The 26,652-nt window shown below is 72.5% G+C and carries 22 protein-coding genes; 6 read left to right on the top strand and 16 right to left on the bottom strand.

The features are described from left to right. Positions 1-75 precede the first annotated feature (75 nt). Complete coding sequence (locus OG898_RS16465) at positions 76-1,380, top strand: glycosyltransferase family 87 protein (protein WP_266957666.1); 1,305 nt, start codon at positions 76-78, stop codon at positions 1,378-1,380. Positions 1,381-1,387: 7 nt separating this feature from the next. On the opposite strand, the gene OG898_RS16460 is transcribed toward OG898_RS16465, so the two are convergent. From OG898_RS16460 to OG898_RS16445, 4 genes are all read right to left on the bottom strand, one after another. Further along, on the bottom strand, positions 1,388-2,464 hold the full coding sequence (locus OG898_RS16460) for a membrane dipeptidase (protein WP_250736836.1): 1,077 nt from the start codon (positions 2,462-2,464) through the stop codon (positions 1,388-1,390). Positions 2,465-2,643: 179 nt separating this feature from the next. Next, complete coding sequence (locus OG898_RS16455; RefSeq protein WP_250736838.1) at positions 2,644-3,867, bottom strand: dipeptidase; 1,224 nt, start codon at positions 3,865-3,867, stop codon at positions 2,644-2,646. Next, complete coding sequence (gene purE / locus OG898_RS16450; RefSeq protein WP_250736839.1) at positions 3,864-4,400, bottom strand: 5-(carboxyamino)imidazole ribonucleotide mutase; 537 nt, start codon at positions 4,398-4,400, stop codon at positions 3,864-3,866. The genes OG898_RS16455 and purE overlap by 4 nt, the downstream gene beginning before the upstream one ends. Continuing rightward, on the bottom strand, positions 4,397-5,536 hold the full coding sequence (locus OG898_RS16445) for a 5-(carboxyamino)imidazole ribonucleotide synthase (protein ID WP_308313368.1): 1,140 nt from the start codon (positions 5,534-5,536) through the stop codon (positions 4,397-4,399). Before OG898_RS16445 ends, purE begins: the two co-directional genes overlap by 4 nt. Positions 5,537-5,771: 235 nt before the next feature. On the opposite strand from OG898_RS16445, the gene OG898_RS16440 reads away from it, so the two are divergent. Then, positions 5,772-6,338 carry a GtrA family protein gene (locus OG898_RS16440; protein ID WP_266957661.1) on the top strand — a complete coding sequence of 189 codons (567 nt, stop codon included), beginning with the start codon at positions 5,772-5,774 and terminating at the stop codon, positions 6,336-6,338. A 22-nt stretch (positions 6,339-6,360) separates the two neighbouring features. Here the strand turns inward: OG898_RS16440 and OG898_RS16435 are convergent, their stop codons facing one another. Together OG898_RS16435 and OG898_RS16430 are read right to left on the bottom strand one after the other, a co-directional pair. Further along, entirely contained in the window at positions 6,361-7,626 is a 1,266-nt protein-coding gene (locus tag OG898_RS16435) for an ATP-binding protein (RefSeq protein WP_266957659.1), read from the bottom strand. A 61-nt stretch (positions 7,627-7,687) separates the two neighbouring features. Continuing rightward, complete coding sequence (locus tag OG898_RS16430) at positions 7,688-8,365, bottom strand: response regulator transcription factor (protein WP_250736849.1); 678 nt, start codon at positions 8,363-8,365, stop codon at positions 7,688-7,690. A 492-nt stretch (positions 8,366-8,857) separates the two neighbouring features. On the opposite strand from OG898_RS16430, the gene OG898_RS16425 reads away from it, so the two are divergent. Continuing rightward, on the top strand, positions 8,858-10,375 hold the full coding sequence (locus OG898_RS16425) for a peptide MFS transporter (RefSeq protein ID WP_266957657.1): 1,518 nt from the start codon (positions 8,858-8,860) through the stop codon (positions 10,373-10,375). Between the two features lie 88 nt (positions 10,376-10,463). Here the strand turns inward: OG898_RS16425 and OG898_RS16420 are convergent, their stop codons facing one another. The 8 genes from OG898_RS16420 to hutU all read right to left on the bottom strand — a co-directional run bounded on the left by OG898_RS16420 (position 10,464) and on the right by hutU (position 20,294). Then, positions 10,464-11,762, bottom strand: a complete 1,299-nt coding sequence (locus OG898_RS16420) for a hypothetical protein (RefSeq protein ID WP_250736853.1) — start codon at positions 11,760-11,762, stop codon at positions 10,464-10,466. Continuing rightward, a complete protein-coding gene (locus OG898_RS16415; RefSeq protein ID WP_266960286.1) occupies positions 11,759-12,871 on the bottom strand; it encodes a hypothetical protein in 1,113 nt (370 codons plus the stop codon). The genes OG898_RS16420 and OG898_RS16415 overlap by 4 nt, the downstream gene beginning before the upstream one ends. 74 nt (positions 12,872-12,945) lie before the next feature. Further along, a complete protein-coding gene (locus OG898_RS16410; RefSeq protein WP_266957654.1) occupies positions 12,946-13,977 on the bottom strand; it encodes a hypothetical protein in 1,032 nt (343 codons plus the stop codon). Positions 13,978-13,994: 17 nt separating this feature from the next. Beyond that, positions 13,995-14,681: an LPXTG cell wall anchor domain-containing protein gene (locus OG898_RS16405; protein WP_266957652.1), complete on the bottom strand. Its 687-nt coding sequence runs from the start codon at positions 14,679-14,681 to the stop codon at positions 13,995-13,997. Between the two features lie 154 nt (positions 14,682-14,835). Then, positions 14,836-16,014, bottom strand: coding sequence for an imidazolonepropionase (hutI, locus tag OG898_RS16400; RefSeq protein WP_266957651.1), 1,179 nt, complete (start codon positions 16,012-16,014; stop codon positions 14,836-14,838). A 43-nt stretch (positions 16,015-16,057) separates the two neighbouring features. Further along, positions 16,058-17,413 carry a formimidoylglutamate deiminase gene (locus OG898_RS16395; RefSeq protein ID WP_266957650.1) on the bottom strand — a complete coding sequence of 452 codons (1,356 nt, stop codon included), beginning with the start codon at positions 17,411-17,413 and terminating at the stop codon, positions 16,058-16,060. Next, a complete protein-coding gene (locus OG898_RS16390; protein WP_250737762.1) occupies positions 17,389-18,594 on the bottom strand; it encodes an allantoate amidohydrolase in 1,206 nt (401 codons plus the stop codon). Before OG898_RS16390 ends, OG898_RS16395 begins: the two co-directional genes overlap by 25 nt. 35 nt (positions 18,595-18,629) lie before the next feature. Next, on the bottom strand, positions 18,630-20,294 hold the full coding sequence (gene hutU / locus OG898_RS16385) for a urocanate hydratase (protein ID WP_250736869.1): 1,665 nt from the start codon (positions 20,292-20,294) through the stop codon (positions 18,630-18,632). Positions 20,295-20,398: 104 nt separating this feature from the next. Between hutU and OG898_RS16380 the strand changes: the two genes are divergently transcribed. Beyond that, positions 20,399-21,784: a diaminopimelate decarboxylase gene (locus OG898_RS16380; protein ID WP_266957648.1), complete on the top strand. Its 1,386-nt coding sequence runs from the start codon at positions 20,399-20,401 to the stop codon at positions 21,782-21,784. A gap of 624 nt (positions 21,785-22,408) precedes the next feature. Here OG898_RS16380 and OG898_RS16375 read toward each other — a convergent pair. Continuing rightward, positions 22,409-23,032: a TetR/AcrR family transcriptional regulator gene (locus OG898_RS16375; protein WP_266957646.1), complete on the bottom strand. Its 624-nt coding sequence runs from the start codon at positions 23,030-23,032 to the stop codon at positions 22,409-22,411. Positions 23,033-23,138: 106 nt separating this feature from the next. On the opposite strand from OG898_RS16375, the gene OG898_RS16370 reads away from it, so the two are divergent. Further along, complete coding sequence (locus OG898_RS16370; RefSeq protein ID WP_266957644.1) at positions 23,139-24,290, top strand: NAD(P)/FAD-dependent oxidoreductase; 1,152 nt, start codon at positions 23,139-23,141, stop codon at positions 24,288-24,290. A gap of 34 nt (positions 24,291-24,324) precedes the next feature. On the opposite strand, the gene OG898_RS16365 is transcribed toward OG898_RS16370, so the two are convergent. Then, positions 24,325-25,167, bottom strand: coding sequence for a MurR/RpiR family transcriptional regulator (locus tag OG898_RS16365; protein WP_250736891.1), 843 nt, complete (start codon positions 25,165-25,167; stop codon positions 24,325-24,327). A gap of 461 nt (positions 25,168-25,628) precedes the next feature. Here OG898_RS16365 and OG898_RS16360 point away from each other — a divergent pair, with 461 nt between their 5' ends. Further along, positions 25,629-26,648, top strand: coding sequence for an MFS transporter (locus tag OG898_RS16360; RefSeq protein ID WP_266957640.1), 1,020 nt, complete (start codon positions 25,629-25,631; stop codon positions 26,646-26,648). Positions 26,649-26,652: the final 4 nt, after the last annotated feature.

Raw genomic sequence — 26,652 nt, 5'->3', positions numbered from 1 at the left:
GGTTTCACATCTCGTCACCGGATCGTTGGCGGCAGCCGCCGGGCCGCACGCAATGGATCGCTAGACTCACGGCCGATGACCAGTACGAGCACGACCATCGATTCCGCACTCCGCGGGCGCGCCGGCCGCCTGGCCATGGCGGGGTTCTGGCTGGCCACCCGGACGCTGATGGTGGTCCTCCTGGTGGTGAACCTGCACGGCACCTCCTCGGTGCGCGTGGAGATCACCCAGACCTACAACAACTGGTACGACGTCCTCGTCACGGGGACCATGCCGCACGACGACGTCATGTGGCAGTACCCGCCGGCCGCCGCGGCGATCTTCCTGTCGCCCGACCTGCTCCCCTTCCTCAGCTACTTCCAGGCCTTCGTCGCCCTGACCGTGGTCTGCGACGCGCTGATCACCATCGGCCTGGTCCGCGCCGCCCGGCGCACCGACGGCAGCCTGGCCGGCGCCGTGCTGTGGCTGACCACGCTGCCGCTGCTGCTGTCGCTGCCCTTCGGCCGCTACGACCTCCAGGTCACCCTGCTCGCCGTCGGCTCGCTGCTGTGCCTGCGCTTCCGCCGCAAGCTCGGCGGGGTCCTCGCCGGAGTCGGGGCCCTGGTCAAGGTCTGGCCGCTGCTCACGCTGATCGGCACCCCGCGCGGCCGCACCACCCGCGACGCCGTCGTCTCGGCCCTGGCGGCCGGGGCCGTCCTGCTCGCCGTGCTCGCGCTGTTCTTCCGCGACACCCTCGGCTTCCTGGGCAACCAGGGCAACCGCGGCATCCAGGTCGAGTCCCTCGGCGGCTCCGCCCTGATGCTCGGCAAGCTCGTCGGCGCCTGGTCCGGGAAGGTCGAAGTCCGCTACGGCGCCTACGAGTACCTCGGCCCGTACGTCTCCAGCGTCGCCCTGCTCTCCGTCGGCCTCACGGTCGTCGGGTTCGCGTGGCTGCTGCTGTGGCGGGTGAAGGCCCGGCGCTGGACGACCGCGACCCCGCTGGACGCCGCGCTGTGCGCCATCCTCGTCTTCACCATCACCAGCCGCGTGCTCAGCCCGCAGTACCTGATCTGGCTGGTCGGCCTCGCGGCCGTCTGCCTGACCTGCAAGCACACCACGCAGCGGCCGGTGGCCTGGCTGATCGTGGCCTCGACCGCGCTCAGCACCGCGATCTACCCGCTCACCTACGGCTCGGAGATCCTCCCGGGCACCGCCTTCGGCACGTTCCTCCTGGTGCTCCGCAACGGCCTGCTGGCCTGGGCCGCCGTCTGGTCCTGCCTGCGCCTGTGGCGGGCCAGCGTCAGCCCCCTGCCCGGAAGCGGGTCCGTGGACGGGAAGGACGCCGAGGCCTCGGCGGCCCCGGCGTCCAAGGCCGGGACCTCGGTCCCGGCGCGCGTCTGAATCCTTCTCAGGACGCCCTGCGGTGCTGCGCCGCGCGGGCCGTGAACTCCGCGTCCCGCACCACCCGCTGGGCGTTCCCCCAGGTCAGCAGCGCCAGGTCGGTCTCCGGCCAGCCCCGCTCCAGCAGTTCCGCGATCAGTCGCGGATAGCCCGAGGGATCCGTCAGTCCCGTCGGCCGGGGGACGCCCGGCTCGGCGCCGAAGCCGGCGCCCAGGCCCACGCAGTGGGGGCCCGCGACGGCTCGTACGTGGTCCACGTGGTCCGCCACCGCGTGCAGGGAGTCCCCGGTCAGCGCGCTGTCGAAGCTGACCATCGCCAGGCCGTTCGCCGCGCGCAGCGCGAGCAGCACCTCGTCGGTCACGTTGTCCGGGTGCGGGTTGAGGGCGGCCGCCCCGGTGTGCGAGATGATCACCGGCGCCTTGGAGGCCGCGGCGAGCTGGCAGGCCGGCGCGGGCGGGCAGCCCCGGAGGTCCAGCAGCATCGCCAGCCGGTTCATCTCCTTGACCACGTCGTGGCCGAAGGCCGTCAGCCCCTCCATCGCCCACGGCGCTCCGGCCGGCGCGAGGATCCGTACGCCCAGTGCGTGGAAGGCGCGCAGCACTCCCAGCGAGTCCGTCAGGGTGCGGCCCGGCACGGGGCCGAGGAGGGAGGAGATGCGGCCCCGGTTGCGGGCGTCCGCCAGGTCGTCGGCGGTCAGCCCGAGGCAGAGGCTGTCGGGGTAACGGCGCATCAGGGCCAGCGCCACGTCGATCTGTTCCAGGGTGTCGGACACCACCTGGTCGGTGGCCTCGGCCTCGCTCGGCATGAGCAGCGACCAGAACTGGGCCCCCACTCCCCCGGCGCGCAGCCGCGGGATGTCGGTGTCGACGCCCGCGTCCGAGGTCTCGATGTCGTGGTACGGACTCTCGCGCAGGGTCCAGACGAGGGTGTTGCAGCCATCCACGACGGGATGGACGCTGAGCAGTGCGGCGGCCCGGTCCAGGGCGCCCGGGAGCAATGCGCCGGTGGGATCCTCGGCTCCTAGGGAGCCGGGGCCCACGGGGGTCACCGGGTTCGTGTGCGGTTCGTCCTGCAGGTCGGCCATGGCGTGCGCTCCGGTCTCGGCGGCTGTGTCGTTGCGAAAAGCAGCGGGAGAGAAGCAGGGAAGATGGTGCCACCGTGACATGTGGGACGCCGGAGGCGCCCGGCGGATGTGGCGTTCGGGTGTAACCGGCAGGATTTCGCTGGTCACAGCCCGTGCGCCGGATCCGCCGGGCGGGCCGGTCAGGAAGCGGCCGACACCGGGAGCACGGCGTTGGACGGGCCCCGGGAGGCCGACTGCTCGCGCGCCACCGCTTCGGCGTCGCGCAGCGTCCGTACCGCGTTCGACCAGGTCAGCTTCGCCAGGTCGGCCTTCGACCAGCGGCGGGCCAGCAGCTCGGCGACCAGGTTGGGGTACCCGGCCACGTCGTCCAGCCCGGACGGGGTGAAGGCGGTGCCGTCGTAGTCCCCGCCGATGCCGATGTGGTCGACGCCGGCCACCTCGCGCATGTGGTCGAGGTGGTCTGCGACGGTCGCGGCCGTGGCCACCGGGCGCGGGCGCGCCTCCTCGAAGGCCCGGTGCAGGGCCATCGCCCCGGGGGTGGTGTCGAGGTGGTGGTAGCCGTGCGCGCGCAGGTTCTCGTCGGCTGCCAGGGTCCACTCGACGGCTGCCGGGAGGATGAACTTGGGCACGAAGGTGGCCATCGCGACCCCGCCGTTGGCCGGCAGCAGCGCCAGCACGTCGTCGGGGATGTTGCGCACGTGATCGCAGACGGCCCGGGCCGAGGAGTGCGAGAAGACCACCGGCGCCGCCGTGACCGCGAGCGCGTCGCGCATCGTGGTCGCGGCGACGTGCGAGAGGTCGACGAGCATGCCGATCCGGTTCATCTCGCGGACGACCTCGCGGCCGAACTCGCTGAGGCCCCCGTGCCGGGGCTCGTCGGTCGCCGAATCCGCCCAGTCGATGGTGTCGTTGTGCGTGAGCGTCATGTACCGCACGCCGAGCTGGTGCAGGGCGCGCAGGGTGGCGAGCGAGTTGTTGATGGAGTGCCCGCCCTCGGCGCCCATCAGCGAGGCGATCCGGCCCTCGGCGCGCGCCGCCTCCATGTCGTCGGCCGTCAGGGCCCGCACCAGGTCGCGCGGGTAACGGTCGATCAGCTGGGCGACGACGTCGATCTGCTCCAGGGTGGCGCTGACCGCCTCGTCGCCCGCGTAGTCGGAGCGCACGTAGACCGACCAGAACTGCGCGCCGACACCGCCGGCGCGCAGCCGGGGGATGTCGGTGTGCAGGTGGCCCTTCTGGTCGCGGCCGATGTCCCGCCGGTCCAGGTCGTAGCGCACCGTCTCGCGCAGGGCCCAGGGCAGGTCGTTGTGTCCGTCGACGACCGGGTGCTCGGCGAGCAGTTCGCGCGCCGCGTCCAGGTGCCGGGCGGCCCCCGTCCCGCCCTCGGCGTTGACGGGGGTCACTTGCCGAATCCGAACGACTCCTGGCCGGCGACCTTGTTGCGCAGCCGCTTGCCCTTCTCCGTGGCCTGGTCGTTGAGGTCGTGGAGGAAGTCGTTCATGCGGGCGCGCAGCTCCGGGTCGTGCGCGGCCAGCATCCGTACGGCCAGCAGCCCGGCGTTGCGGGCGCCGGCGATCGAGACGGTGGCGACGGGGATTCCGGCCGGCATCTGGACGATCGACATCAGGGAGTCCATGCCGTCGAGGTACTTCAGCGGGACGGGTACGCCGATGACGGGCAGCGGGGTGACGGAGGCGAGCATGCCGGGCAGGTGGGCGGCCCCGCCCGCGCCCGCGATGATCGCCTTCAGGCCGCGCCCGTCGGCCCGCTCCCCGTACGCGATCATCTCGCGCGGCATCCGGTGCGCGGAGACCACGTCGACCTCGTAGGGGATCTCGAACTCGTCGAGGGCCTGGGCCGCGGCCTCCATGACGGGCCAGTCGGAGTCCGATCCCATGACGATGCCGATGACGGGAGCTGCTGCGGAGGTGCTCATTCTTGGATGGTTCCTCTGAGGTAGCCGGCTGCGTGACGTGCGCGCTCCAGCACATCGTCCAGATCGTCGCCGTAGGTGTTGACGTGGCCGACCTTGCGGCCCTGTTTCACGTCCTTGCCGTACATGTGGATCTTCAGCTGGGGGTCGTGGGCCATGCAGTGGAGGTACGCCGCGTACATGTCGGGGTAGTCCCCGCCGAGCACGTTCGCCATGACCGTCCAGCGGGCGCGGGGGCGCGGGTCGCCGAGGGGGAGGTCCAGGACGGCCCGTACGTGGTTGGCGAACTGGGAGGTGATGGCACCGTCCTGCGTCCAGTGGCCGCTGTTGTGCGGGCGCATCGCCAGTTCGTTGACCAGGATCCGGCCGTCGGTGGTCTCGAACAGTTCCACGGCCAGGTGGCCGGTCACGTCGAGTTCCTTGGCGATGCGCAGGGCCAGGGCCTGGGCCTCGCCGGCGAGGGCCTCCGAGAGGTTCGGGGCGGGGGCGATGACCGTGTCGCAGACCCCGTCCACCTGGATGGACTCCACGACGGGGTAGGACACGGCCTGGCCGTGCGGGGAGCGGACGATGTTGGCCGCGAGCTCGCGGACGTAGTCCACCTTCTCCTCGGCCAGGACCGGGACGCCCGCCTTGAACGGGGCCTCGGCGTCCGCCTGCGTACGGACGAACCACACGCCCTTTCCGTCGTACCCGCCGCGCACCGTCTTGAGGATGACGGGGAACCCGCCGACCTCTTCGGCGAAGGCCGCCGCGTCCGCCGGATCGCTCACGATCCGGTGGCGGGGGCTGGGCGCGCCGATCTCGTCGAGGCGGGCGCGCATCACCCCCTTGTCCGCGGCGTGCATCAGCGCGTCGGGTCCCGGGCGGACGGGGATGCCGTCCGCTTCCAGGGCCCGCAGGTGCGCGATGGGCACGTGCTCGTGGTCGAAGGTGATCACGTCACAGCCGCGCGCGAAGGCGCGGAGGGTTTCCAGATCGCGATAGTCGCCGATGACGACGTCGCTCACGACCTGGGCCGCCGAGTCCTGTGGGGTGTCACTGAGGATCTTGAATCTGATGCCGAGGGGGATACCCGCCTCGTGGGTCATGCGGGCGAGCTGTCCGCCGCCGACCATGCCGACTACCGGGAACGTCACTCCTCCAGGGTATCCGGCGGTATTCCGCCATCCGGACCCGCATGGGGACGCCCCTGGCCGGTACCCGGCGGTCGGGTGCGGTGTCGGGTGTGATGGATGTGCCGTGTGTCGCACGGTGTCCGAAGGCGCAGACGTACCGATGGGGCGACACTTAGCATGGGCGCGCACGGGTCAACGTGTGGAGTAAACGTGTGACGCCTCATACGGGGGCCCCGAAGACAGGACTGAGCCTCATATGAGCAAGCCGGAGAACGGATCCGTCCTCGACCGCGTGCGCGGGCTCGCGCGCGAGATCGCCAGGTTCGGGGCCGTCGGCGGGCTGGGGGTCCTGGTCAACCTGGGCGTCTTCAACCTGATCCGGCAGGTCACCGATCTCCAGGTGGTGCGCGCGAGCGTGATAGCCACCCTGGTGGCCATCGTCACGAACTACCTGGGCTTCCGCTACTTCGCCTACCGGGACCGGGCCGACCGGACCGGAGCGGGCCGCACCCGTGAGCTCGGGCTGTTCGTCGCGTTCAGCGCGATCGGGCTCGTGATCGAGAACGGCATCCTGTTCACGGCCACCTACGGCTTCCACTGGGACGGGCCGCTCGCCTCGAACTTCTTCAAGTTCACGGGCATCGGCATCGCCACCGTGTTCCGCTTCTGGTCCTACCGCACGTGGGTCTTCAAGGCCCTGCCCGCGCCGCCCGCGGCCTCGCTGGTCGTCGAGCAGCGCGACGGCCAGGCCCCGGCGGCCCACGCGGCTCCGGCGGACGCGCAGTCCACGGCGGCGCGGACCCCGGAGACCGCCGCGAACTGAGCTTCCCCGCCCGCGGCCGCCCTCAGCGGACCGTCTGCTCCTGCTCGGCGCGCTCCGGCGCGGTCCGGCTGAGGAACAGGGCGAACACCGGCGGCCGGGTCTGGAGCAACTCCAGGCGACCGCCGTCGGCCTCCGCGAGGTCCCGGGCCACGGCGAGGCCGATGCCGGTGGAGTTGCGGCCGCTGATGGCCCGCTCGAAGATCCGGTTGCCGAGGTCCGGCGGGACGCCCGGTCCCTCGTCCGTGACCTCCAGTACGGCCTGGTTGCCGATCACGCGGGTGCGCAGGGCCACGGTGCCGCCGCCGTGCATGAGGGAGTTCTCCACCAGGGTCGCCAGGACCTGCGAGACCGCGCCCGGGGTGCCCACGGCGCGGATGCCGGTCTTCCCGGAGCGGACCACGGCCCGGCCGGCGCTGCGGTAGGCGGGGCGCCACTCCTCCAGCTGCTGTTTGACGACCTCGTCCAGGTCGAAGGGGACGGCCGAGCCCGTGCGCGGGTCCCTGGAGTTCGTCAGGAGCCGCTGGACCACGTCCGTGAGCCGCTCCACCTGGGTGAGGGCGATCGTCGCCTCCTCCCGTACGGTCTCCAGGTCGTCGGTGACGGTGATCTCCTCCAGCCGCATCGACAGGGCGGTGAGCGGGGTGCGCAGCTGGTGCGAGGCGTCCGCGGCCAGGCGCCGCTCGGCGGTGAGCATGCGGCCGATCCGCTCGGCGCTGGAGTCCAGTACGTCCGCGACCCGGTCCAGCTCGGGGACCCCGTACCGCTTGTGGCGGGGCCGCGGGTCGCCCGATCCCAGGCGCTCGGCCGTCTCGGCGAGGTCCGTGAGCGGGGAGGCCAGCCGGTTGGCCTGGCGTACGGCGAGCAGGACGGCGGCCACGACGGCGAGCAGGGCTACGGCGCCGACCACGGCCAGGGTCCGGCCGACCTCGCGGGTGACGGTGGAGCGGGACTCCTCGACGACCACGGTCTCGCCCTGCTCCCCGCGGGCGGTGCCCCGGATGACGCTGTCGGTGATGCGCGTCCCGACCTCGACCGCTTCCCGGCCGGGGATCGTGATCCGGGCGTACCGGCCGGGGTCGAGCTGTTCGGCGAGGGCGCCGGCGTCGACCGGCTTCTTCTCCAGGACGTCGCTCTCGACGATGCCCACCAGCCGCAGCGCCTCGGACTCGATGCGGTCCTGGGCGCTGCTGGTGATGGTGCGGGTCTCGACGATGACGAGGGAGACCCCGAAGACGGCGATGACGACGAGCACCACGGCGAGCGTGGAGTTGATCAGGCGGCGGCGCATGGCTCCGAGAATGCCCTAGATATAGGGTCCCGGGTGATTGCGGCTCTTCCCGGCGGTGCTCTCAGCTCTTCTCGAAGCGGAAGCCGACCCCGCGGACGGTGGCGATGTAGCGGGGGTTGGCCGCGTCGTCGCCGAGCTTCTTGCGCAGCCAGGAGATGTGCATGTCGAGGGTCTTGGTGGAGGACCACCAGGTGGTGTCCCAGACCTCGCGCATGAGCTGGTCGCGGGTGACGACCCGGCCCGCGTCGCGCACGAGGACGCGCAGCAGGTCGAACTCCTTCGCCGTGAGCTGGAGCTCCTCCTCGCCCATCCACGCGCGGTGCGATTCGACGTCGATGCGCACCCCGTGGGTGGCCGGGGCCTGGGAGGCCTCGTTGGCGCCGCGCCGCAGGAGGGCCCGCACGCGGGCGAGCAGCTCGGCGAGCCGGAAGGGCTTGGTCACGTAGTCGTCGGCGCCGGCGTCCAGGCCGACGACCGTGTCGACCTCGTCGGCGCGGGCGGTCAGGACCAGGATCGGGAACCCGTGGCCCTCGGCGCGCAGCCGGCGGGCGACCTCCAGACCGTCCATGCCCGGCAGGCCCAGGTCCAGCACGACGAGGTCGATGCCGCCCTGCAGTCCCGCGTCCAGGGCGGTGGGGCCGTCCTCCCGGACCTCGACCTCGTACCCTTCCCGGCGCAGGGCGCGGGCCAGGGGTTCCGAGATGGATGCGTCGTCCTCGGCGAGCAGTACACGCGTCATGTGGGTGATGGTAGTCCGCGGCGGCGGAAAGAAGAGGCCCGCCTGCAAGGCCCTGTCTATCTGGGCTTATCAAGCCCTAACGGCCTTCGAATGTACCCAGTTGGTTCCGCTGCAACCTGTGATCCATATCTCAAGTACTTTCATATGCGGCACTGTCGTGTCGTATGGTGTCGAGACGCCTGATGCACTACCTCCACGAGACTTTCGAGCCAAAACCAGCCGAAAGTCTCTATTTCTGCCCTGATCGGGCAGGCATTGTTGTCGCACCGCCCGTTCCGGGCAGATGACAGTGAATGACCTATGGGCCGGGCCCTTCGCGCGATGAAGCGCGGCAGGGCGTGGATCCCGGTTGTGGATGTTCTTCCGTCTTCGCCCCCGCGGAGCGAACCCCCGGGCGTGGGGTCCGGAACATCCGAAGCCGGTACCGGCCACCCCTCACCGGGCGCCGTTGTGCTCACGAAGCCGCGCGTCCCGAGCAAGCAAGGATCGACCATGGCTTCCAGCCTGACGAAGGACTCGGCGGACCCCTCCACCGAGAAGACCTTCTTCGGACACCCCCGTGGCCTGGCCACTCTGTTCATGACCGAGATGTGGGAGCGGTTCTCCTACTACGGCATGCGCGCCCTCCTCGTGTACTACCTGGTCTCGGGCGGCGCCGACGCCGCCACGGGCAGCCAGGGCGGCGGCCTCGCGATGACCGCGGCGACGACCACGGCCATCTACTCCGTGTACGTCTCGATGGTCTACCTCATGGCCATGCCGGGCGGATGGTTCGGTGACCGCGTCTGGGGCGCCCGCAAGACGGTCGCCATCGCCGGCTTCGTGATCATCGCCGGTCACGTGTCGCTGGCCGTGCCGGGCCAGGCGATGTTCTTCGTCGGTCTGATCCTCGTCGCAGCCGGTTCCGGTCTGCTGAAGGCCAACATCTCCACGATGGTCGGCCACCTGTACGACGGTCCCGAGGACCCGCGCCGTGACGGTGGCTTCACGCTCTTCTACATCGGCATCAACCTCGGTGCCTTCGTCGCCCCGCTGGTCGTCGGTACGGTCGGCAAGGAGCACAACTGGCACCTGGGCTTCGCCCTCGCCGCCGTCGGCATGGCCCTGGGTCTGACCCAGTTCCTGCTCGGCACCAAGCACCTGAGCCCGAAGAGCAGCCTGGTCCCGAACCCGCTGACGCCGGAGGAGCGCAAGGCCGTCCTCACCAAGGTCGCCCTCGCCGTTCTCGGTGTCGCCGTCTTCTACGGCGCCGTGGTCGCCCTGGGTGCCTACACGCTGAACTGGGCCCTGGTCCCGCTGACGCTGGCCGGCCTGTTCATCCCGATCGCCGTGCTGACGCGCATCAAGCGCGACAAGGACCTGTCGGTCACCGAGCAGTCGAAGATGACCGCGTACATCTTCTTCTTCATCGCCGCCGCCGTCTTCTGGATGATCTACGACCAGGGTGGCTCCACGCTGTCCCTGTTCGCGGACGACAAGACCGCCGACACCGTCTTCGGCCTCGGCTTCTCGGCCACCTGGTACCAGTCGCTGAACCCGCTGTTCGTGATGGCCCTGGCCCCGGTCTTCGCCTGGCTGTGGCTGTGGCTGGCCCGCAAGAACCAGGAGCCGAACACCATCGTGAAGTTCGCGATGGGTCTGGTCCTGATCGGCGCCTCGTTCTTCGTCTTCATCGTCCCGATGAACATGGCGGGCGGCGACGTCAAGGTCTCCCCGATGTGGCTCGTCTCGATCTACATGATCCAGACCATCGGTGAGCTGTGCGTCTCCCCGGTCGGCCTCTCCGTCACCACGAAGATGGCCCCCCAGAAGTACGCCTCCCAGATGATGGGCGTCTGGTTCCTCGCCGTCACCGCCGGTGACTGCATCACCAGCCTGCTCTCCATCGCCAAGGTGGACCTGAACGGCACGTGGATCATCGGCTTCGAGGCCTTGGCGGCGGTGGTCGCGGGCATCGCGGTCTACTCGTACCGCAAGAAGGTCCAGTCGCTGATGGGCACCGTCCACTGACGCGTCCGACCCCGCGGAACGGCCCGGCACACCGAAAGGTGTGCCGGGCCGTTCCCGTTCCCGTTCCGGGTGCGGTCGGGGCTACCCGTTAGCGCTGGCCGCGCAGGCGGCGCCACGGGGTGAAGGTGAAGACCGCCGCGCCGAGCAGCATGACCGTGCCGGCGACCAGGGCCAGGGCCTTGATGCCGCCGTCGTCCGACGCTCCGGTCTGGGCGAGGCCGCCCGAGGTGCTGCCGGAGGTGCCGCCCGAGGTGCTCCCGCCCGAGGTGCCGGAGCCGCCGGGCTGGGCGGCGGTGTCGAGCGTGAGCGAGACGGCGCTCTTGGTGGCGGCGCAGGGCACCACGATCGGGGCGGCGCCCGGGGCCATGACCACGTTGATCGTCAGCTTGTCCGGGGTCAGCGTGGTCTTGCCGGTCTTGCCCGGCTTGTAGGTGCCCTTCATGTCACTGAGGCTGACCGGGGTGCCGGCCTTGATCGGCTCGGGGTTGCCCGGGCCGCTGACCTTGACGATGCCGCTGTCGGCGCCGCCGAGCTTGATGTCCAGCGCGGGCTGGAGCGCGCCCGCCGGAAGGTCCGCCGGGCTGTTCATCACGCCCTTGGCGGTCGCGGCCGTCAGGTCGTAGCTGCCGCCGTTCTTCTTCGCGCTGATCGTCACCTTGCCGTTCAGCGGGCCGTTCGGCATGAAGGTCCCGCAGTCGAAGGTGACGTCGACGGGCTGGCCCGGGAAGTCCGTCTGGCCCCCGCCGGTCGGGGAGGGCGCGGGACTGGTGGGCGGAGCCGTGGTGGGCGGAGGGGTGGTCGGGGGCTTGCTGGTGGGCGGCGGGCTCGTGGGCGGCTTGCTGGTCGGCGGCGGACTGCTGGGCGACGGGGAGCTGCCGCCGGCCGTCACGTCCAGTTCGAGGGAGGGCCCGGGGTTGTTGCCCGGGGTGCAGGTCGTGGTCGTACCCAGCGCCTTGATCAGCAGGACGCCGGCGGTGAAGGTCACCTTGCCCGACTTCTTGGGCGTGTAGATGCCCGTCAGGTCATTGATCTTGATGGGCGTGTTGGCGGGGATCGGCTCCGCGTTGGGCGCGCCCTGCACCGCGACCTTCCCCTGCTCCGCGCCGCCGAGCACGATCTCGGCGCTGGGAGTCATCGCGCCCGCGCCGAGCTCGATGGGGCTGGAGGAGACGCCCTTCTGGAAGGACATCGTCAGCTTGTAGCCGCCGCCCTCCTTGACGCCCTTGATGTCGATCGGCGACACCGCTTCCTTGTCGCCGATGGGCGTCTTGCACTTGTACTGCACGTCGACCACGGCCGCCTGAGCCGGTGTGGCCCCCATGGCGATGCCCGCGCCGCCGAGCAGCAGCGCGACCGCGGCCGCGCTCGCCCTCCGTTGGGTTTTCACTGAAGTCCCTTCGTCGTCGGACTGTTCTCAGACGGTGCGGACGTCTGTGGTGCAGGTGCTTGTGTTTCCTGTGTCCCCGGCGCGCTGTCCGGGGTGAACCACGGCAGTGCCGCCGTGGTGGTCTGTGGGGGTTCGGCCGGCGGGGCGGAGCGGGCCAGCGGTCCTCGTACGGGGCCCCGCGCGGGCCCCCGTACCGCCGGGATCCGGGGCAGCCGGGCGGTCACCGCCGCCGCCGGGTCGGGCTGCGGCCGGTGGCCGCGGTGGCGGCCGCTCGCCGAGAGACCCGCGCGGGGGCGGACCTTGTCGACGACGGCCATGCCGATCCGGAAGATCGCGGCCGGGATCACCAGCAGGAGCAGGCCCCAGAACAGCAGCACCCCGTACGGGCGGGCCACGCCCCAGGGCTGGGTGGCCAGGACCGTCTCCCCGTACTTGAGGGAGAGCGTGTAGTCGCCGTGGGCGCCGGCCGGCAGGGTGGCGTCGAGGGAGATCTCCGCCTTGCCGCCGGGCGGGACGGTGCCCTTCCAGCGGACCTCTTCCCAGGTCGGCGCGAACACCCCGTGGGCGGTGCCGAGCTGGAAGACCGGGTCCTTGACCGCGGCGGAGCCGAGGTTGCCCACGGTGACCGTGAACTTCCGGCCGGGCGGGGCCCCGAACCAGGTCAGCACCCCGTCCTCGCCCTTGAGCCGGACCCCGGTGAGCAGCGCGAGCCGGGCCGTGCCGCCCTCGGCGGGCAGGTCGGCCACCGGGTGGTCGATGATCTTCAGCGGGGCCCCGACGGTGGACTGGTCCCCGTTGACGGAGGTCACGTTGACCACGCAGGGGCAGGGCTTGGGCGGGGCCACCACCGGGAGCTGGGCGGAGAAGTGCCCGTCGTCGGCGACCGAGACGGCCACGCCGTCCGCGTTGGCGCAGCTGTTGGTGCCGCCGATCATGTTCTGCCCGCAGACCAGCAGCATCACCATGGTCTTGGCCCGCCAGCCGGTTCCGGTGACGGCTATCTCCGTGCCCTTGGCGGCCTCCTTGAGCGAGAGGGCCACGGCGGGTTCGGGCCCGTCGTCCGCGGCGGCCGGGGCCGCGGTGAACAGCGCCAGCGCGCACACCACCAGCCCCGCCGCCAGCCCCGCGCGTCCCGCGGCGACCAGGGCCCTGACTTTGCCGTGTCTCCCACCGGCCTTGGCGCTCACCTGGGTGCTCCCGTCAACTCGTGTTCCGGCGCTGGGGCTTCTTCGGGTACGGCGCTCCCGTGCGGTGCGGGCCCGGATCCGGGTCCGTCACCGGACCGGGTCCGCCGCTTGCGTTCCAGGAGCAGCGCGGCCGCCGCGACGGCGCCGAGGCCCAGCAGCCCGAGGCCGGTCGCGCCCGCGATGCCCCAGGGCACGAACCAGGCCGAGGTGCTCCCCGTGGCGCGGGCGCCGCCGGGGGCCGTGACGGTGAGGGTCAGGGCGACCCGGTCGAACACGGGCGCGCCGGGCCAGGGTTCGGTCAGCTCGACGCGCTGGCCGGGCAGCACCTCGACCGGCAGGGCGCGGATGCTGCGGCCCGCGACCTTGCCGAGGGCTCCCTCGGCGCTGATGGCGAGCTCGGGGGCGAGGGCCACGTTGCCGCGGTTGACCAGCGTGTACGCGACGCGCGCGGTCGCGCCCTTGCCCCGTACGGCGACGTCCTCGACCGTGAGCGCCGCCAGCGCCGGGCCGTCGACGCGCAGGTGGACCCGTACGCCCACCTCTCGCCCGGCCTCGGTGGCGACGACGGCGGCCGGGTGGTCCCCCGGCGGGGAGCCGGGCGGCACGGTCACGGTGAAGGGGACCACGGCGCGGGTGTGCGCCGGGACCTTGACCGTGGTGCCCGCGCCGAAGCTGATCCACAGGCCCGCGCCGGTCGACTCCCTGGCGGAGCGCACGGCGAAGGCGCCGGCCGCCGTGTTGTAGGCGTCGGCGCCGCGCAGGGTGATGGTGTGCTCCTGGTCGCTGGTGTTGGCCAGGGCGAGGCGGTCCTCCAGCACCGTGCCGGAGGTACCCGAGAGGTAGAAGTACGGGCGGGCCCCGGACTTCGCCGCCGCCGGTGCGCTCCCCGCGACGGGCTCGGCGGTCCAGCCGGGCTCGTCGGCGGCGGCCGGGGCCGCCATCGTGCAGGAGAGCACGGCGGCGGCCACGGCGGCGAGGGCGGCGCGGAGCAGCCCGCCTGGCCTTCGGGGCGAGTGGAGCACGGACATGACCGGGTGCGCTCCGTTCAGGACCGGGCCCGCTGGCCGCGGCGGGTCAGCCAGAGCACGCCGGCCGCGCCGGAGAGGATCACGGTGGCGCCGAGGGTTCCGAGGGCGATGGCGGAGTCCTCGGGACCGGTCTGCGGGAGGCTGTCCCCGGTGGAGCCGGTCGATCCGGTGGAGCCGGTCGCGCTGCCGCCGCCGGGGGCCGTCACGTCGAGTTCGAGGGACGGCTTGGGGCTGTTGCCCGCGGTGCAGGTGGTGGTCGTACCCATCGCCTTGATCGTGAGCACGCCGGCGGTGAAGGTGACCTTGCCGGACTTCTTGGGCGTGTACGTGCCCGAGAGGTCGCTGATCTTGATGGGGGTGTTGGCCGGAACGGCCTCGGAGTTGGGCGGACCGGAGACCGGTACCGACACCTTCTCCGCGCCGTCGACCATGATCACGGCACTGGGCGTCATCGCGCCCTTGCCGAGCTCGATGGGGCTGGAGGAGACGCCCTTCTGGAAGGACATCGTCAGCTTGTACCCGTTGCCCTCCTTGACTCCCTTGATCTCGATCGGCGAGACCGCCGATTTGTCCCCGATGGGGGTCTTGCAGTCGTACTGGACGTCGACAACGGCCGCATGGGCTGCAGGGGCGGCCAGCAGTACCGCCGCCCCCGCCAGCGCGGAGGCCAGCGCGAGCGCGGTGGAGCGTTTCCGGTCGGACACCTTCGTCTTCCCCTCGAACCTTGGGCCACAAGTTACTGACGGCACATCAGATTGGTGGCTCAAGGTAGCCCCGGGGCCCTACGGAGGGAAGACAAAGGACAGCGCTGTATCAACAGCCTGTCCACAGGCCGCCGACAGGCCGTTTCCGGCCGTTTCAGGCCGTCTTGAGGCCCTTCTGCCAGACGGCCGAGACCAGCGGAACGCCCGGCCGGTAGGCGAGGTGGACGTGGCTGGGGGCGTCGAGCAGGGCCAGGTCCGCGCGGGCGCCGGGAGTCAGGACACCGATGTCGGTGCGGCGCAGGGCGCGGGCGCCGCCTGCGGTGGCGGCCCACAGGGCCTCGTCCGGGGTCATCCCCATGTCGCGGACGGCGAGGGCGATGCAGAACGGCATCGAACTCGTGTAGGACGAGCCCGGGTTGCAGTCGGTCGACAGCGCCACGGTGACCCCCGCGTCCAGCAGCCGGCGGGCGTCGGGCCACTGCGCGCGGGTGGAGAACTCCGCACCGGGCAGCAGCGTGGCGACGGTCGTGCCGGCCGCTTGGGCGAGGGCGTCCACGTCGGCGTCGGTGAGGTGGGTGCAGTGGTCGGCGGAAGCGGCTTCCAGCTCCACTGCGAGCTGGACGCCGGGGCCGTAAGAGAGCTGGTTGGCGTGGACGCGCGGGATCAGCCCGGCGGCGGCTCCGGCGGTGAGGATCGCCCGGGCCTGGTCGCCGTCGAAGGCGCCCTTCTCGCAGAACACGTCCACCCAGCGGGCGTACGGGGCGCAGGCGGTCAGCATCTCGCCGGTGACGAGGTCCACATAGCCGGCCGGGTCGTCGGCGTAGTCCGGGGAGACGATGTGCGCGCCGAGGTAGGTGACCTCCTCGGTGTGCGCGGCGGCGATGCGGAGGGCTCGCGCCTCGTCCTGGACCGTGAGGCCGTAGCCGGACTTGGTCTCGAAGGTGGTGGTGCCCTGGCGGCGGGCCTCGTGCAGGTGGCGCACCAGGTTCGCTTCGAGCGCGGCGTCGGAGGCGGCGCGGGTGGCGGCGACGGTGGTGCGGATGCCTCCGGCGGAGTAGCTGTGGCCGGACATGCGGGCGTTGAACTCGGCGGTGCGGTCGCCCGCGAAGACGAGATGGGAGTGGGAGTCGACGAAGCCGGGGATCGCGGCGCGGCCCTCGGCGTCGTGCACAGCGTCCGCGGCGGGGGCCTTGTCGGCGGGGCCGACCCAGGCGACGCGGTCGCCGTCGATGACCACGGCCGCGTCCTGGATCAAGCCGAGGGGGGTGCCGTCGCCCAGGGCGGGGTCGTTGGTGACGAGGCTGCCGATGTTGGTGATGGCTGTGGTGCTCATGAGGTGCCGTCCTCGGGGTCGGGGCCCGCCGCAGGCGGAGTTGTCAGCCGCGGAGGGCGGCGATGGTGGTGGCGAGGGCGGACGGGACGTCCCCGATCAGGGTGTGCGAACCGTCGCGGACGATGTGGCGGCCGGCCACGACCGTGTGGCGGACGTCCGCCGCCGAGGCGGCGAAGACGGCCGTCTCCGCGCCGAGCCGGGGCAGGGCTCCGGCCGTGCGGACGGAGTCGAGCGCGATCGTGGTGAAGTCCGCGAGCGCGCCCGCCTCCAGGCGGCCCGCCTCCGACCAGCCGAGGGCGGCGTGCCCGTCCTGCGTGGCGGCGGTGAGCAGGGCGTTCGCCGTCCAGTGCCCCCGCGTACGGCTGCTCAGCCGCTCGTTCAGTTCCATCGCCCGCGCCTCTTCGAGCAGGTCGATCACCGCGTGGCTGTCGCTGCCCAGCGAGAGCGGACTGCCCGCGCGCTGGAGGCGTACGGCCGGGCCGATGCCGTCGGCGAGGTCGCGTTCGGTGGTGGGGCACATGCAGGTGCCGGTGGTGGTGGAGCCCAGGAGCGCGATGTCCGCGTCGGTGAGGTGCGTGTTGTGCACCCCGGTGGTGCGCGGGCCGAGCACCCCGTGCTCGGCGAGCAGTTGGGTCGGGGTGCGGCCGTGGGCCGCAAGGCAGGCGTCGTTCTCGGCGGTCTGCTCCGAGAGGTGGACGTGCAGCGGCGCCCGGCGTTCGGACGCCCAGGCGGCGACCGTGGCGAGCTGCCCCGCCGGTACCGCGCGGACCGAGTGGATCGCGGCGCCGATCAGGGCGTGTTCGCGGGGCTTGAGGGCCGAGGCCCGCTCCGCCCAGGCGTCCGCGGTGCCGTCGGAGAAGCGCAGCTGGTGGGGGTTGGGTGCTTCCCCGAAGCCCGCCGACAGGTACGCCGTGTCGAGGAGGGTGATGCGGATGCCCGCCTCGGCGGCGGCCTCGATCAGGGCCTCGCCCATGGCGTTGGGGTCGGCGTACGGGACTCCGCCGGGGGCGTGGTGGACGTAGTGGAACTCGCCCACCGCGGTGATGCCGGCCAGCGCCATCTCGGCGTAGACGGCGCGGGCGAGCGCGAAGTAGCTGTCGGGCGTGAGGTTCTGGGCGACCTTGTACATGAAGTCGCGCCAGGTCCAGAAGGTGCCCGAGCCGACCTGCACCGTCGAGCGCAGGGCCCGGTGGAAGGCGTGGCTGTGCGCGTTGGCCAGGCCCGGGACCGTGAGGCCGCGCAGGACCTCCGCTCCCGGGGGCGGGGTCTCGGCCCCGGTACGCAGGGCGGAGATCCGCCCGTCGTCCGCTACGTCCAGGGCGACGCCCGGCTCGACATGGGTGCCGAGCCAGGCGTGCTCCAGCCAGTACGTCTTCAACACGTGCCCCTTGAACCGCATGCCAGGCCTTCCAGTACGTCGGCGAGGGCGAGGACGCCCGCCACGCAGTCGTCCTCGGCGGCGAACTCCCGCGGGGAGTGCGAGACCCCGGTGGGGTTGCGCACGAACAGCATGGCGGTCGGGACGGCCGCCGAGAGGATCCCGGCGTCGTGTCCCGCACCCGTGCCGAGCACGGGGACGGACCCGCCGAGGATCCGGTTCATCTCCTCGCGCAGGGCGTGCTCGAACTCGACGACCGGGGTGAAGGACTCCCGGACCACGTCCAGGTCGATCCCCTCCGCGTCCGCGCGCTCGCGGGCGGCCTTCTCGATCGCGGTCACGACCGTGTCGAGGGTGGCCTGGTCGGCGGCGCGGGAGTCGAGCCAGCCGCGTACGAGGGAGGGGATGGCGTTGACCCCGTTGGGCTCGACGGCGATCTTCCCGAAGGTGGCCACGGCCCCGGCGAGGGCCGCCTCGGCGCGGGCCGCGAGCACGGTCTGCGCGTACGTGAGCATCGGGTCGCGGCGGTCGGCCAGCCGGGTGGTGCCGGCGTGGTTGGCCTCGCCGCGGAAGTCGAAGCGCCAGCGGCCGTGCGGCCAGATCGCGGAGGCGATGCCGACCCGGTCCCCGGAGAGGTCGAGGGCGCGGCCCTGTTCCACGTGCAGTTCGACGAAGGCGCCGATGCGGGCGAGGCGTTCGGGGTCGGCGCCGATGGTCCCGGGGTCGTAGCCGGCCGCCTCCATGGCCTGCGGGAGGGAGATCCCGTCCGCGTCGCGGAGCTCGTACGCCTTCTCCTTGGTCAGCTGCCCGGCGCTGAGCCGGGAGCCGACGCAGGCGAGGCCGAAGCGGGCCCCTTCCTCGTCGCCGAAGTTGGTGATGGCCAGGGGCCTGGAGAACTCCGCTCCCCTCCTGCGGAGTTCGTCCAGGGCCGCGAAGGAGGACACCACCCCGAGGGGGCCGTCGAAGGCCCCGCCGTCGGGGACGGAGTCCAGGTGGGAGCCGGTGACGACGGCGTCACCGGCTTCGGGGTCGCCGAGCCAGGCCCACTGGTTGCCGTTGCGGTCGGTCTCGTAGGCGAGCCCGCGCTTTTCGGCTTCCGCCTGGAACCAGGTCCGGCAGTCGGCGTCGGCGCCGGTCCAGGCGTAGCGCCGGTACCCGCCGGAGTCGGCGTTGCGGCCGATGGGCCGGAGCTCGGCCCACATGGCGTGGAACGAGGCTCCGGCGGTGGCGTCCTCGCTCACGCGTCGTCGCCCTCGCGCATCGGGATGCGGACGCCGCGCTCGTCGGCGACCGTCTCGGCGATGTCGTAGCCGGCGTCGACGTGGCGGATGACGCCCATGCCGGGGTCGTTGGTCAGGACGCGGCGGATCTTCTCGCCCGCGAGCTTCGTGCCGTCGGCGACCGTGACCTGGCCCGCGTGGATGGAGCGGCCCATGCCGACGCCGCCGCCGTGGTGGATGGAGACCCAGGAGGCGCCGGAGGCCACGTTGACCATGGCGTTGAGCAGCGGCCAGTCGGCGATCGCGTCGGAGCCGTCGAGCATGGCCTCGGTCTCGCGGTACGGGGAGGCCACCGAGCCGCAGTCCAGGTGGTCGCGGCCGATGACCAGGGGCGCGGCGAGGGTGCCGTCGGCGACCATCTCGTTGAAGCGCTCGCCGGCCTTGTCGCGCTCGCCGTAGCCGAGCCAGCAGATGCGGGCGGGCAGGCCCTGGAAGTGGACGCGCTCGCCGGCCATCTTGATCCAGCGGTGCAGGGACTCGTTCTCGGGGAAGAGCTCCAGCATCGCCTTGTCGGTCTTGTGGATGTCCGAGGCCTCGCCGGACAGGGCCGCCCAGCGGAAGGGGCCCTTGCCCTCGCAGAAGAGGGGGCGGATGTAGGCGGGGACGAAGCCGGGGAAGGCGAAGGCGCGGTCGTAGCCGGCGAGCTGGGCCTCGCCGCGGATGGAGTTGCCGTAGTCGAAGACCTCGGCGCCCGCGTCCATGAAGCCGACCATGGCCTCGACGTGCGTGGCCATGGACTCGCGGGCGCGGGTGGTGAACCCGGCCGGGTCCTTGGCGGCGTAGGCGGCCATGTCGTCGAAGTCGACGCCCACGGGCAGGTACGCGAGCGGGTCGTGGGCCGAGGTCTGGTCGGTCACGATGTCGATCGGGGCGCCCTCGGCGAGCATCTGCGGGAGCAGCTCGGCGGCGTTGCCGAGCAGGCCGATGGAGAGCGGCTTGCGGGCGTCGCGGGCCTCGACGGCGAGCTGCAGCGCGTGGCGCAGGTCGTTCGCCTTGACGTCGAGGTAGCGGTGCTCGATGCGGCGGTCGATGGCGCGCGGGTCGACGTCGATGCAGATGGCGACGCCGTCGTTCATCGTCACGGCCAGCGGCTGGGCGCCGCCCATGCCGCCGAGGCCGGCGGTCAGGGTGATGGTGCCGGCGAGGGTCCCGTTGAACTTCTTCGCGGCGACGGCGGCGAAGGTCTCGTAGGTGCCCTGCAGGATGCCCTGGGTGCCGATGTAGATCCAGGACCCGGCGGTCATCTGGCCGTACATGGTCAGGCCCAGGTTCTCCAGGCGGCGGAACTCCTCCCAGTTCGCCCAGTCGCCGACCAGGTTGGAGTTCGCGAGGAGCACGCGCGGGGCCCACTCGTGGGTCTGCATCACGCCGACCGGGCGGCCGGACTGGACGAGCATCGTCTCGTCCTGCTTGAGGGTCTGGAGGGTGCGGACCATCGCGTCGTACGAGCGCCAGTCGCGGGCGGCCTTGCCGGTGCCGCCGTAGACGACGAGCTTGTCGGGGTGCTCGGCGACCTCGGGGTCGAGGTTGTTCTGGAGCATCCGCAGCGCGGCCTCCTGCTGCCATCCCAGGGTGCTCAGCTCGGTACCTCGTGCGGCCCGTACGGGGCGGGGTCCTGACATGGCGGTGCCTCCTCCGTTGTTGGTCTATCTATTCACATCCTTACTCCCTGAATAGATTCAGTCAACAGCTGCGGGGGGACGCGCCGGATGATGGGATGGCGGACATGGCAGTCGACGCACACGCGCACGCCGCCGGAGGCTCCGCCGAGGACGGCTCCGGGCCCTCCGCCGAGCGCTCCGCCCGGCGACGGGACCTGGCGGTACGGGCCGCCGTGGAGCAGGGCCTGATCGACGAGGACACCCCCCTCCTCTGCCTGCTCGACACGGCCGGCATCCGCGCCTCCGCCGCCGCCCTGACCGGCGCCTTCGCCCGGGCCCTCGCCCCCGGCACCCCCGTCCTGCACGCCTTCGCCGTCAAGGCGGCCCCGCTCGTCCCGGTGCTGCGGCTGCTCGCCGACGCCGGGCTCGGCTGCGAGGTGGCCAGCCCCGGCGAGCTGGCCCTGGCCCGCGCGGCCGGGGTCGCGCCGGAGCGCATCGTCCTCGACTCCCCCGCGAAGACCGGCGCCGAGCTGCGGGAGGCCCTCGCCCTGGGCGTCGCGGTCAACGCCGACAACCGCCAGGAGCTGGAACGCCTGGACGCGCTCGTCGCGGCGGCGCCCACCACCTCCCCCATCGGCGTACGCATCAACCCGCAAACCGGCGCGGGCAGCATCGACGCCCTCTCCACCGCCACGGCCACCTCGAAGTTCGGCATCGCCCTGCGCGATCCGGGCGCGCGCGAGTGGCTCGTACGGGCCTACCTGGACCGGCCGTGGCTCACCCGGCTGCACACCCACTCGGGCTCCCAGGGCGTTCCCCTCCCGCTGATCGCCGAAGGGGTGCGGGAGCTGTACGCACTGGCCGAGGAGATCAACGCGGCGGCCGGGCGACGACAGGTCGACACCCTGGACATCGGCGGCGGGCTGCCGGTCAACTTCACCTCGGACACTGCCACCCCCACCTACGCGGACTACGTGAGCGCGCTGCGCTCGGCCGTCCCCGGGCTCTTCTCCGGGGCCTACGGGCTGGTCACGGAGTTCGGCCGGTCCCTGACGGCCAAACACGGGCTGGTCCTTTCCCGGGTGGAGTACACGAAGACCACGGGCGGCCGGGCGATCGCCCTGACGCACGCGGGGGTCCAGCTGGCGACCCGTACGGTCTACGCCCCGGCGGCCTGGCCGCTCCGCATCCTCCCCTACTCCGCGAAGGGGACTCCGCTGACCGGCCCCCTAGTCGCCCAGGACATCGCCGGGCCGGCGTGCTTCGCGGGTGACCTGCTGGCGGCCGCGCGGGAGCTGCCGCTGCTGACCCCGGGGGACCTGGTCTGCATCCCCGACACCGGGGCGTACGCCTTCACCGCGCACTACGGCTACAACAGCCTCCCCCGCCCAGCGGTACACGGCTACACCGTGACCCCCTCGGGGGCCCACTTCACCCTGGCCCGCCCGGCCCAACCCATCCCGTCCATCCCCACAGAAGCGGGCGCGGCCTTCCCGGACGCCCTCCTCTAACCCCCGCTCCCGGGGCACCCACCCCTGGGCTGCGCCCGGGAGCCCGCCCCAAGGCCCCGCCCTGGGGCTACGCCCGGGGGCATCCCCCCGGGGAGCATCCCCGGGAGCCCGCCCCGGGAGCTGCGCCCCCGGAAACCCGCTGCGCGAGGCAAAGTCCCCTACCCGCCCTTCCACCGTTCCCCGAGCTCCGCCCGGACCCGCGCCTCAAACGCCGGCGAGGCTGAGTGTGCTCCCCGGGCTCTGCCCGGACCCGGTCCTCAAACGCCGGACGGCTGAATGGGCCCGGGCCGCCTCGAACGCCGATGAGGCTGCGACTGCCTCCGGACAGCTGAAACGACCCCGGGTCCCGCACCCCAACCCCCGGTGGGGCTGGGGGCGGCGGCGCGGGTCGGGGACGGGGACGGGGTGGGGTGTCGGCCGGGACGTAAAGCGTGATTTGTGGCGCGAGAACACGTCGGGCCTTGTCGAAGTTCGGGGCAGGGCGCCTAAATCATGCAGTCCAGGCCGACACCCCACCCCGGCCCCGGCACCGACCCACCACCCGCAGCCCAACAGACCCCACCACACCCCCAGCCCCGCCGGCGATTGAGGCGAACCCCCGGCGCCGCCGGGGGGAGCAGCGCGTCAAGGGGTGGAGCGGAGGGTCGCCTCCAGCGCCGGGGTCAGGGATGCGACCACCGCCTCCGGCGAGAGCGCCGTCATCGGGGGCAGCCGCAGCAGGTAGCGGGTCAGGGCCAGCCCCAGGAGATGGGTGGAGACCAGGCCCGCCACCCGCACCCCCCGCTCCGCCCCGAGCGCAGCCGCCAGCCCCGGCGCAACCTGCCCCGCGAAAACCTCCCGCATGCGCGCCGCCGCCGCCTCATTGGTCACCGCGGAGCGCAACAGCACGAGCAGCGCATCATCCGCCGGATCCCCCTCCCACCGCTCCACGAAGTGCCGCACGAGCACCCGCGCCAGCTCCCCCTCCGCAACCCCCGCCAGATCAGGCAGCCGCAGGTCCACCTCGAGCGCCGCGTCGAAGAGCCGCTCCTTGCTGCCGAAGTACCGCATCACCATCGACGGATCGATCCCCGCGTCCGCCGCGACGCCGCGGATCGTCGTCCGCTCGTACCCCTGCGCGGCGAACCGCTCCCGCGCCGCCCGCAGGATCGCCGCTTTGGTCTGCCCGCCCCGGGTCTCCCCCGCAGCACCGGCCACCCCGGTCTCCCCGGCCACCCCGTCCACCCCGTCCACTCCATCTCTCGTCATGCCAACAACCGTAGGCCAACAACCGTTGACATACCACCACCGCCGCCGCACCCTTAGGTCAACAGCCGTTGGCCAACAACCGTTGGCATCCCGGAGGAGAACCAAGATGTCGCTCCCCGCCACCACCCGCGTCGCCATCGTCGGAGCCGGCCCCACCGGCCTCACCCTCGCCCTGACCCTCGCCGGGGCCGGCGTCGACTTCGTGCTCCTGGACCGGCAGGCCGAGGGCGCCAACACCTCCCGCGCCGCCGTGGTCCACGCCCGCACCCTGGAGGTGCTCGACGAGCTCGACCCGGCCACCTCCGCCGAGCTGGTCCGCCGGGGCACGGCCGTCACCCGGTTCCGGATCCGCGACGGCGCCCGCCCGCTCGCCGCCGTCAGCTTCGACGGCCTGCCCACGGCCCACTCGTACGCCCTGATGGTTCCCCAGGACCAGACAGAGGCCGTGCTCCTCGGCCGGCTGCACGCCCTCGGCCACGAGGTCCACCGCCCGTACGAGGTCACCACCGTCACCCAGGACGCCGCCGGGGTCACCCTCACCACCGCCACCGGCGAAACCCTGCGCGCCGCCTACGCCGTCGGCGCCGACGGGATGCACAGCACGGTCCGCGAGGCCGCCGGGATCGGTTTCACCGGCAGCACCTACGAGGAGTCCTTCGTCCTCGCCGACGTCACCATGGACTGGGCCCCGGGCCCCCGCGAGGTCTCCCTCACCTTCGGCGCCGCCGGTCTCACCGTGGTCGCCCCGCTCCCCGGAGGCCGCTACCGCGTGGTCTCCACCGTCGACGACGCCCCCGCCGAGCCCGGTCTGCCCTTCGTCCAGGCCCTGCTGGACGCCCGCGCCCCCGCCCAGGCCACCGTCACCGACGTCGTCTGGTCCTCGCGGTTCCGGGTCCACCACCGGGTCGCGGACCACTACCGCTCCGGCCGCCTGCTGCTCGCCGGCGACGCCGCGCACGTACACAGCCCGGCCGGCGGCCAGGGCATGAACACCGGCATCCAGGACGGCCACGCCCTCGGCCGCGCCCTCAGCGCAACCCCCGCCACCGCCACCGACGAGGCCCTCGACGCCTACGAGGCCACCCGACGCCCCGTCGCCCTGCGCGTGGTCGCACTGACCGACCGGATGACCCGGATCGCCACCACCCGCAACCCCGCCCTGCGCGCCGTACGCAACACCCTGCTCCCGCTCCTCGCCCGCGTCCCGGCGCTGAACAAGCGCCTGGCCACCGAGCTGGCGGAGCTGAACTACCGCTAGGCCCGCTCGCCCGCAGGCCCCCTCGCCCGCTCGCCTACTCCACGAACAGCCCCCGCGCCGCGGCCCGCGCGTCGAAGGCCTCCAGCCGCGCCTGCGCGTCCGGCAGCGCGTCCGCCATCGCCTCCAGCAGCACCCGCCCCAGCAGCATCGGCGCGCACGCCGTGTCGAAGGCCAGGCCGGTACCGACGGGCGCCGGGATCAGCAGGTCGGAGTGGCGAGCCACCGGCGCGAAGGCCGAATCGGCGACCGTGACCACCGTCAGCCCGGCCCCCCGCGCGTGCTCCAGCGCCTCGGCGACCTCCTTCGGATGCCGGGGCAGCGCGAAGCACAGCAGGGCCGAGGCCCCGGCGCCCGCGGCCGCGTCGATCCGGTCGGCGAGCATCGAGCCGCCCTCGTCGAGCAGCCGGACGTCCGGATGGACCTTCGCGGCGAAGTACGCGAACCCGCGCGCCTGCGAGGAGGCCGCGCGCAGCCCCAGTACGGGCAGCGGGCTCGACCCGGCCAGCAGCCGCCCCGCCTCCTGCACCGGCGCCGGGTCGGCCAGCATCGCCGAGAGCTGCCGCAGGTTCTCGATCTCGCCCTGTACGGCCTGCTGGTACTCGTTGTACGCGTCCTCCTCCCCGCCCGCGGCCCGCTCGGCGGGGGCCACTTCGCGCAGGTGCCGGCGCAGCGCGGGGTAGCCGTCGAAGCCCAGCGCCACCGCGAACCGGGTCACCGACGGCTGGCTCACCCCGGCCAGCTCGGCGAGCTCCACGCTCGACAGGAACGGCACCTCCGCCGCGCCGCGCACCATGCAGTGCGCGATCCGCCGCTGGGTCGGCGTCAGCCGGTGCCCCTCGAACAGCTTCTGCAGCCGGGCCGCAGGGCTCTCGCTCATCCCGTTCCCCTCCGTCCCGCCCACCCGGCGGCCGGGCGGCCACCGACGGGATATTCAGTCTCCGAGCACTCTGCATGCGGCTATGCAGGACGGCAACCCGATCCCGTCATCCGAGACCTCCCGGTGCCGCGCCCCGGCCCCGGCCAATTCGCTTGACCACCCGGAGCCCACCCTTGATCCTCAGGCGCCGGCCGCCGAGATCCATCCGGTTAACATCCCTCCCGTCCCCGTCCAGTTGAATTGTTCGCCTGCTGAGTACCGGAGCGGTGCAGTACGCTGCACATCTGCTTTGGCAGCGGTCAGGGCTTGGCCGTCATGAGGGGTCTCGATCCCGAGTGAGAAGCCCCCTCGTTCACGAGGGGGAGGAGTCACGATCTCCCTCGGCTACGAGGCGAGCAACATCGGGTGCATACCCGACGTGTAGATGGAGGGCCTTCGCCCTCCTCGTCGTCTTCGGCGGGGTGTTCACGGACCTGGTTCCACCCCCTGCCGCAGATGATCAGCACGCACACCGTCCGCTCGGCCACCCCACCCTGTGGTTCGTCATCGGCGGATCGGTCCTCGGCGGCATCGCGACCGCGATGTTCCAGCCGGGCACCTCCAGCCTCGTCCCCCAGGTCTCCACCGACCCCACCCAGGCCAACGGGGTGCTGCGGGTGAGCCAGGGGATGGCCACGATGGCCGGGCCGGCGCTCGCCGGCGTGCTGGTCGCGGCCACCTCGACGGCCTGGGTCTTCCTGATCGACGCCGCCACCTTCGCGATCAGCGGGGTCTGCCTGCTCGCGCTGCGGCTCCCCCGCTTCGCACCCGACCGCTCGCAGTCCACCCTCACGAACCTGCGGGAGGGCTGGGACGAGTTCCGCTCCAGGTCCTGGCTGTGGGCGGTGATCCTGATCTGGTGGGTGCTCGGGGTCTTCGTCTGGGGACCGCTCACCCCGCTCGGCGCGGCCTCGATCATCGCCGAGCACGGCAAGGCCGCCTTCGGGTACGCGGAGGGCGCCTTCGGTGCCGGCTGCGTCCTCGGCGGGCTCGTCGCGATCCGGATCCGCCCGGTCCGCCCACTGCTCGGCGGCGGCTTCGCGATGTTCCTGTTCCCGATGATGCCGCTGGCCGCGGCCCTGGTCCCGGCCCTGCCGCTGCTCATGCTCGGCTACGCGATCAGCGGTGTGGGCTGGGCGTTCTGGGGCGTGCAGTGGTCCACCACGGTGCAGACCCAGATCCCCGAGGACCGGCTCAACCGCGTGACGGCGTACGAGGTGGGCGGTTCGATCCTCGCCATCCCGCTCGGCCAGGTCCTCTCGGGCCCGGCGAGCAGCCTCGTCGGCGTCCGCCCGCTCCTGCTGGCGGGCGCCGCGATCAGCCTGGGCTGCGCCCTCGCCCTCGTCGTCGTACGCCCCGTCCGCGGGCTCGTGCGGCGCGATGCGGGGCCGTCCCGCGATACGGGGGCTAGCCCCAGTGCCGCCAAGGACGGCGGCTCCTAGGGTG

The sequence above is a fragment of the Streptomyces sp. NBC_00193 genome (genome assembly GCF_026342735.1).
Taxonomy (GTDB): Bacteria; Actinomycetota; Actinomycetes; order Streptomycetales; family Streptomycetaceae; genus Streptomyces; species Streptomyces stoeckheimensis.
The sequence above is the reverse complement of the archived record's forward strand: the minus strand, read 5'-3'. Positions and strand labels throughout refer to the sequence as shown.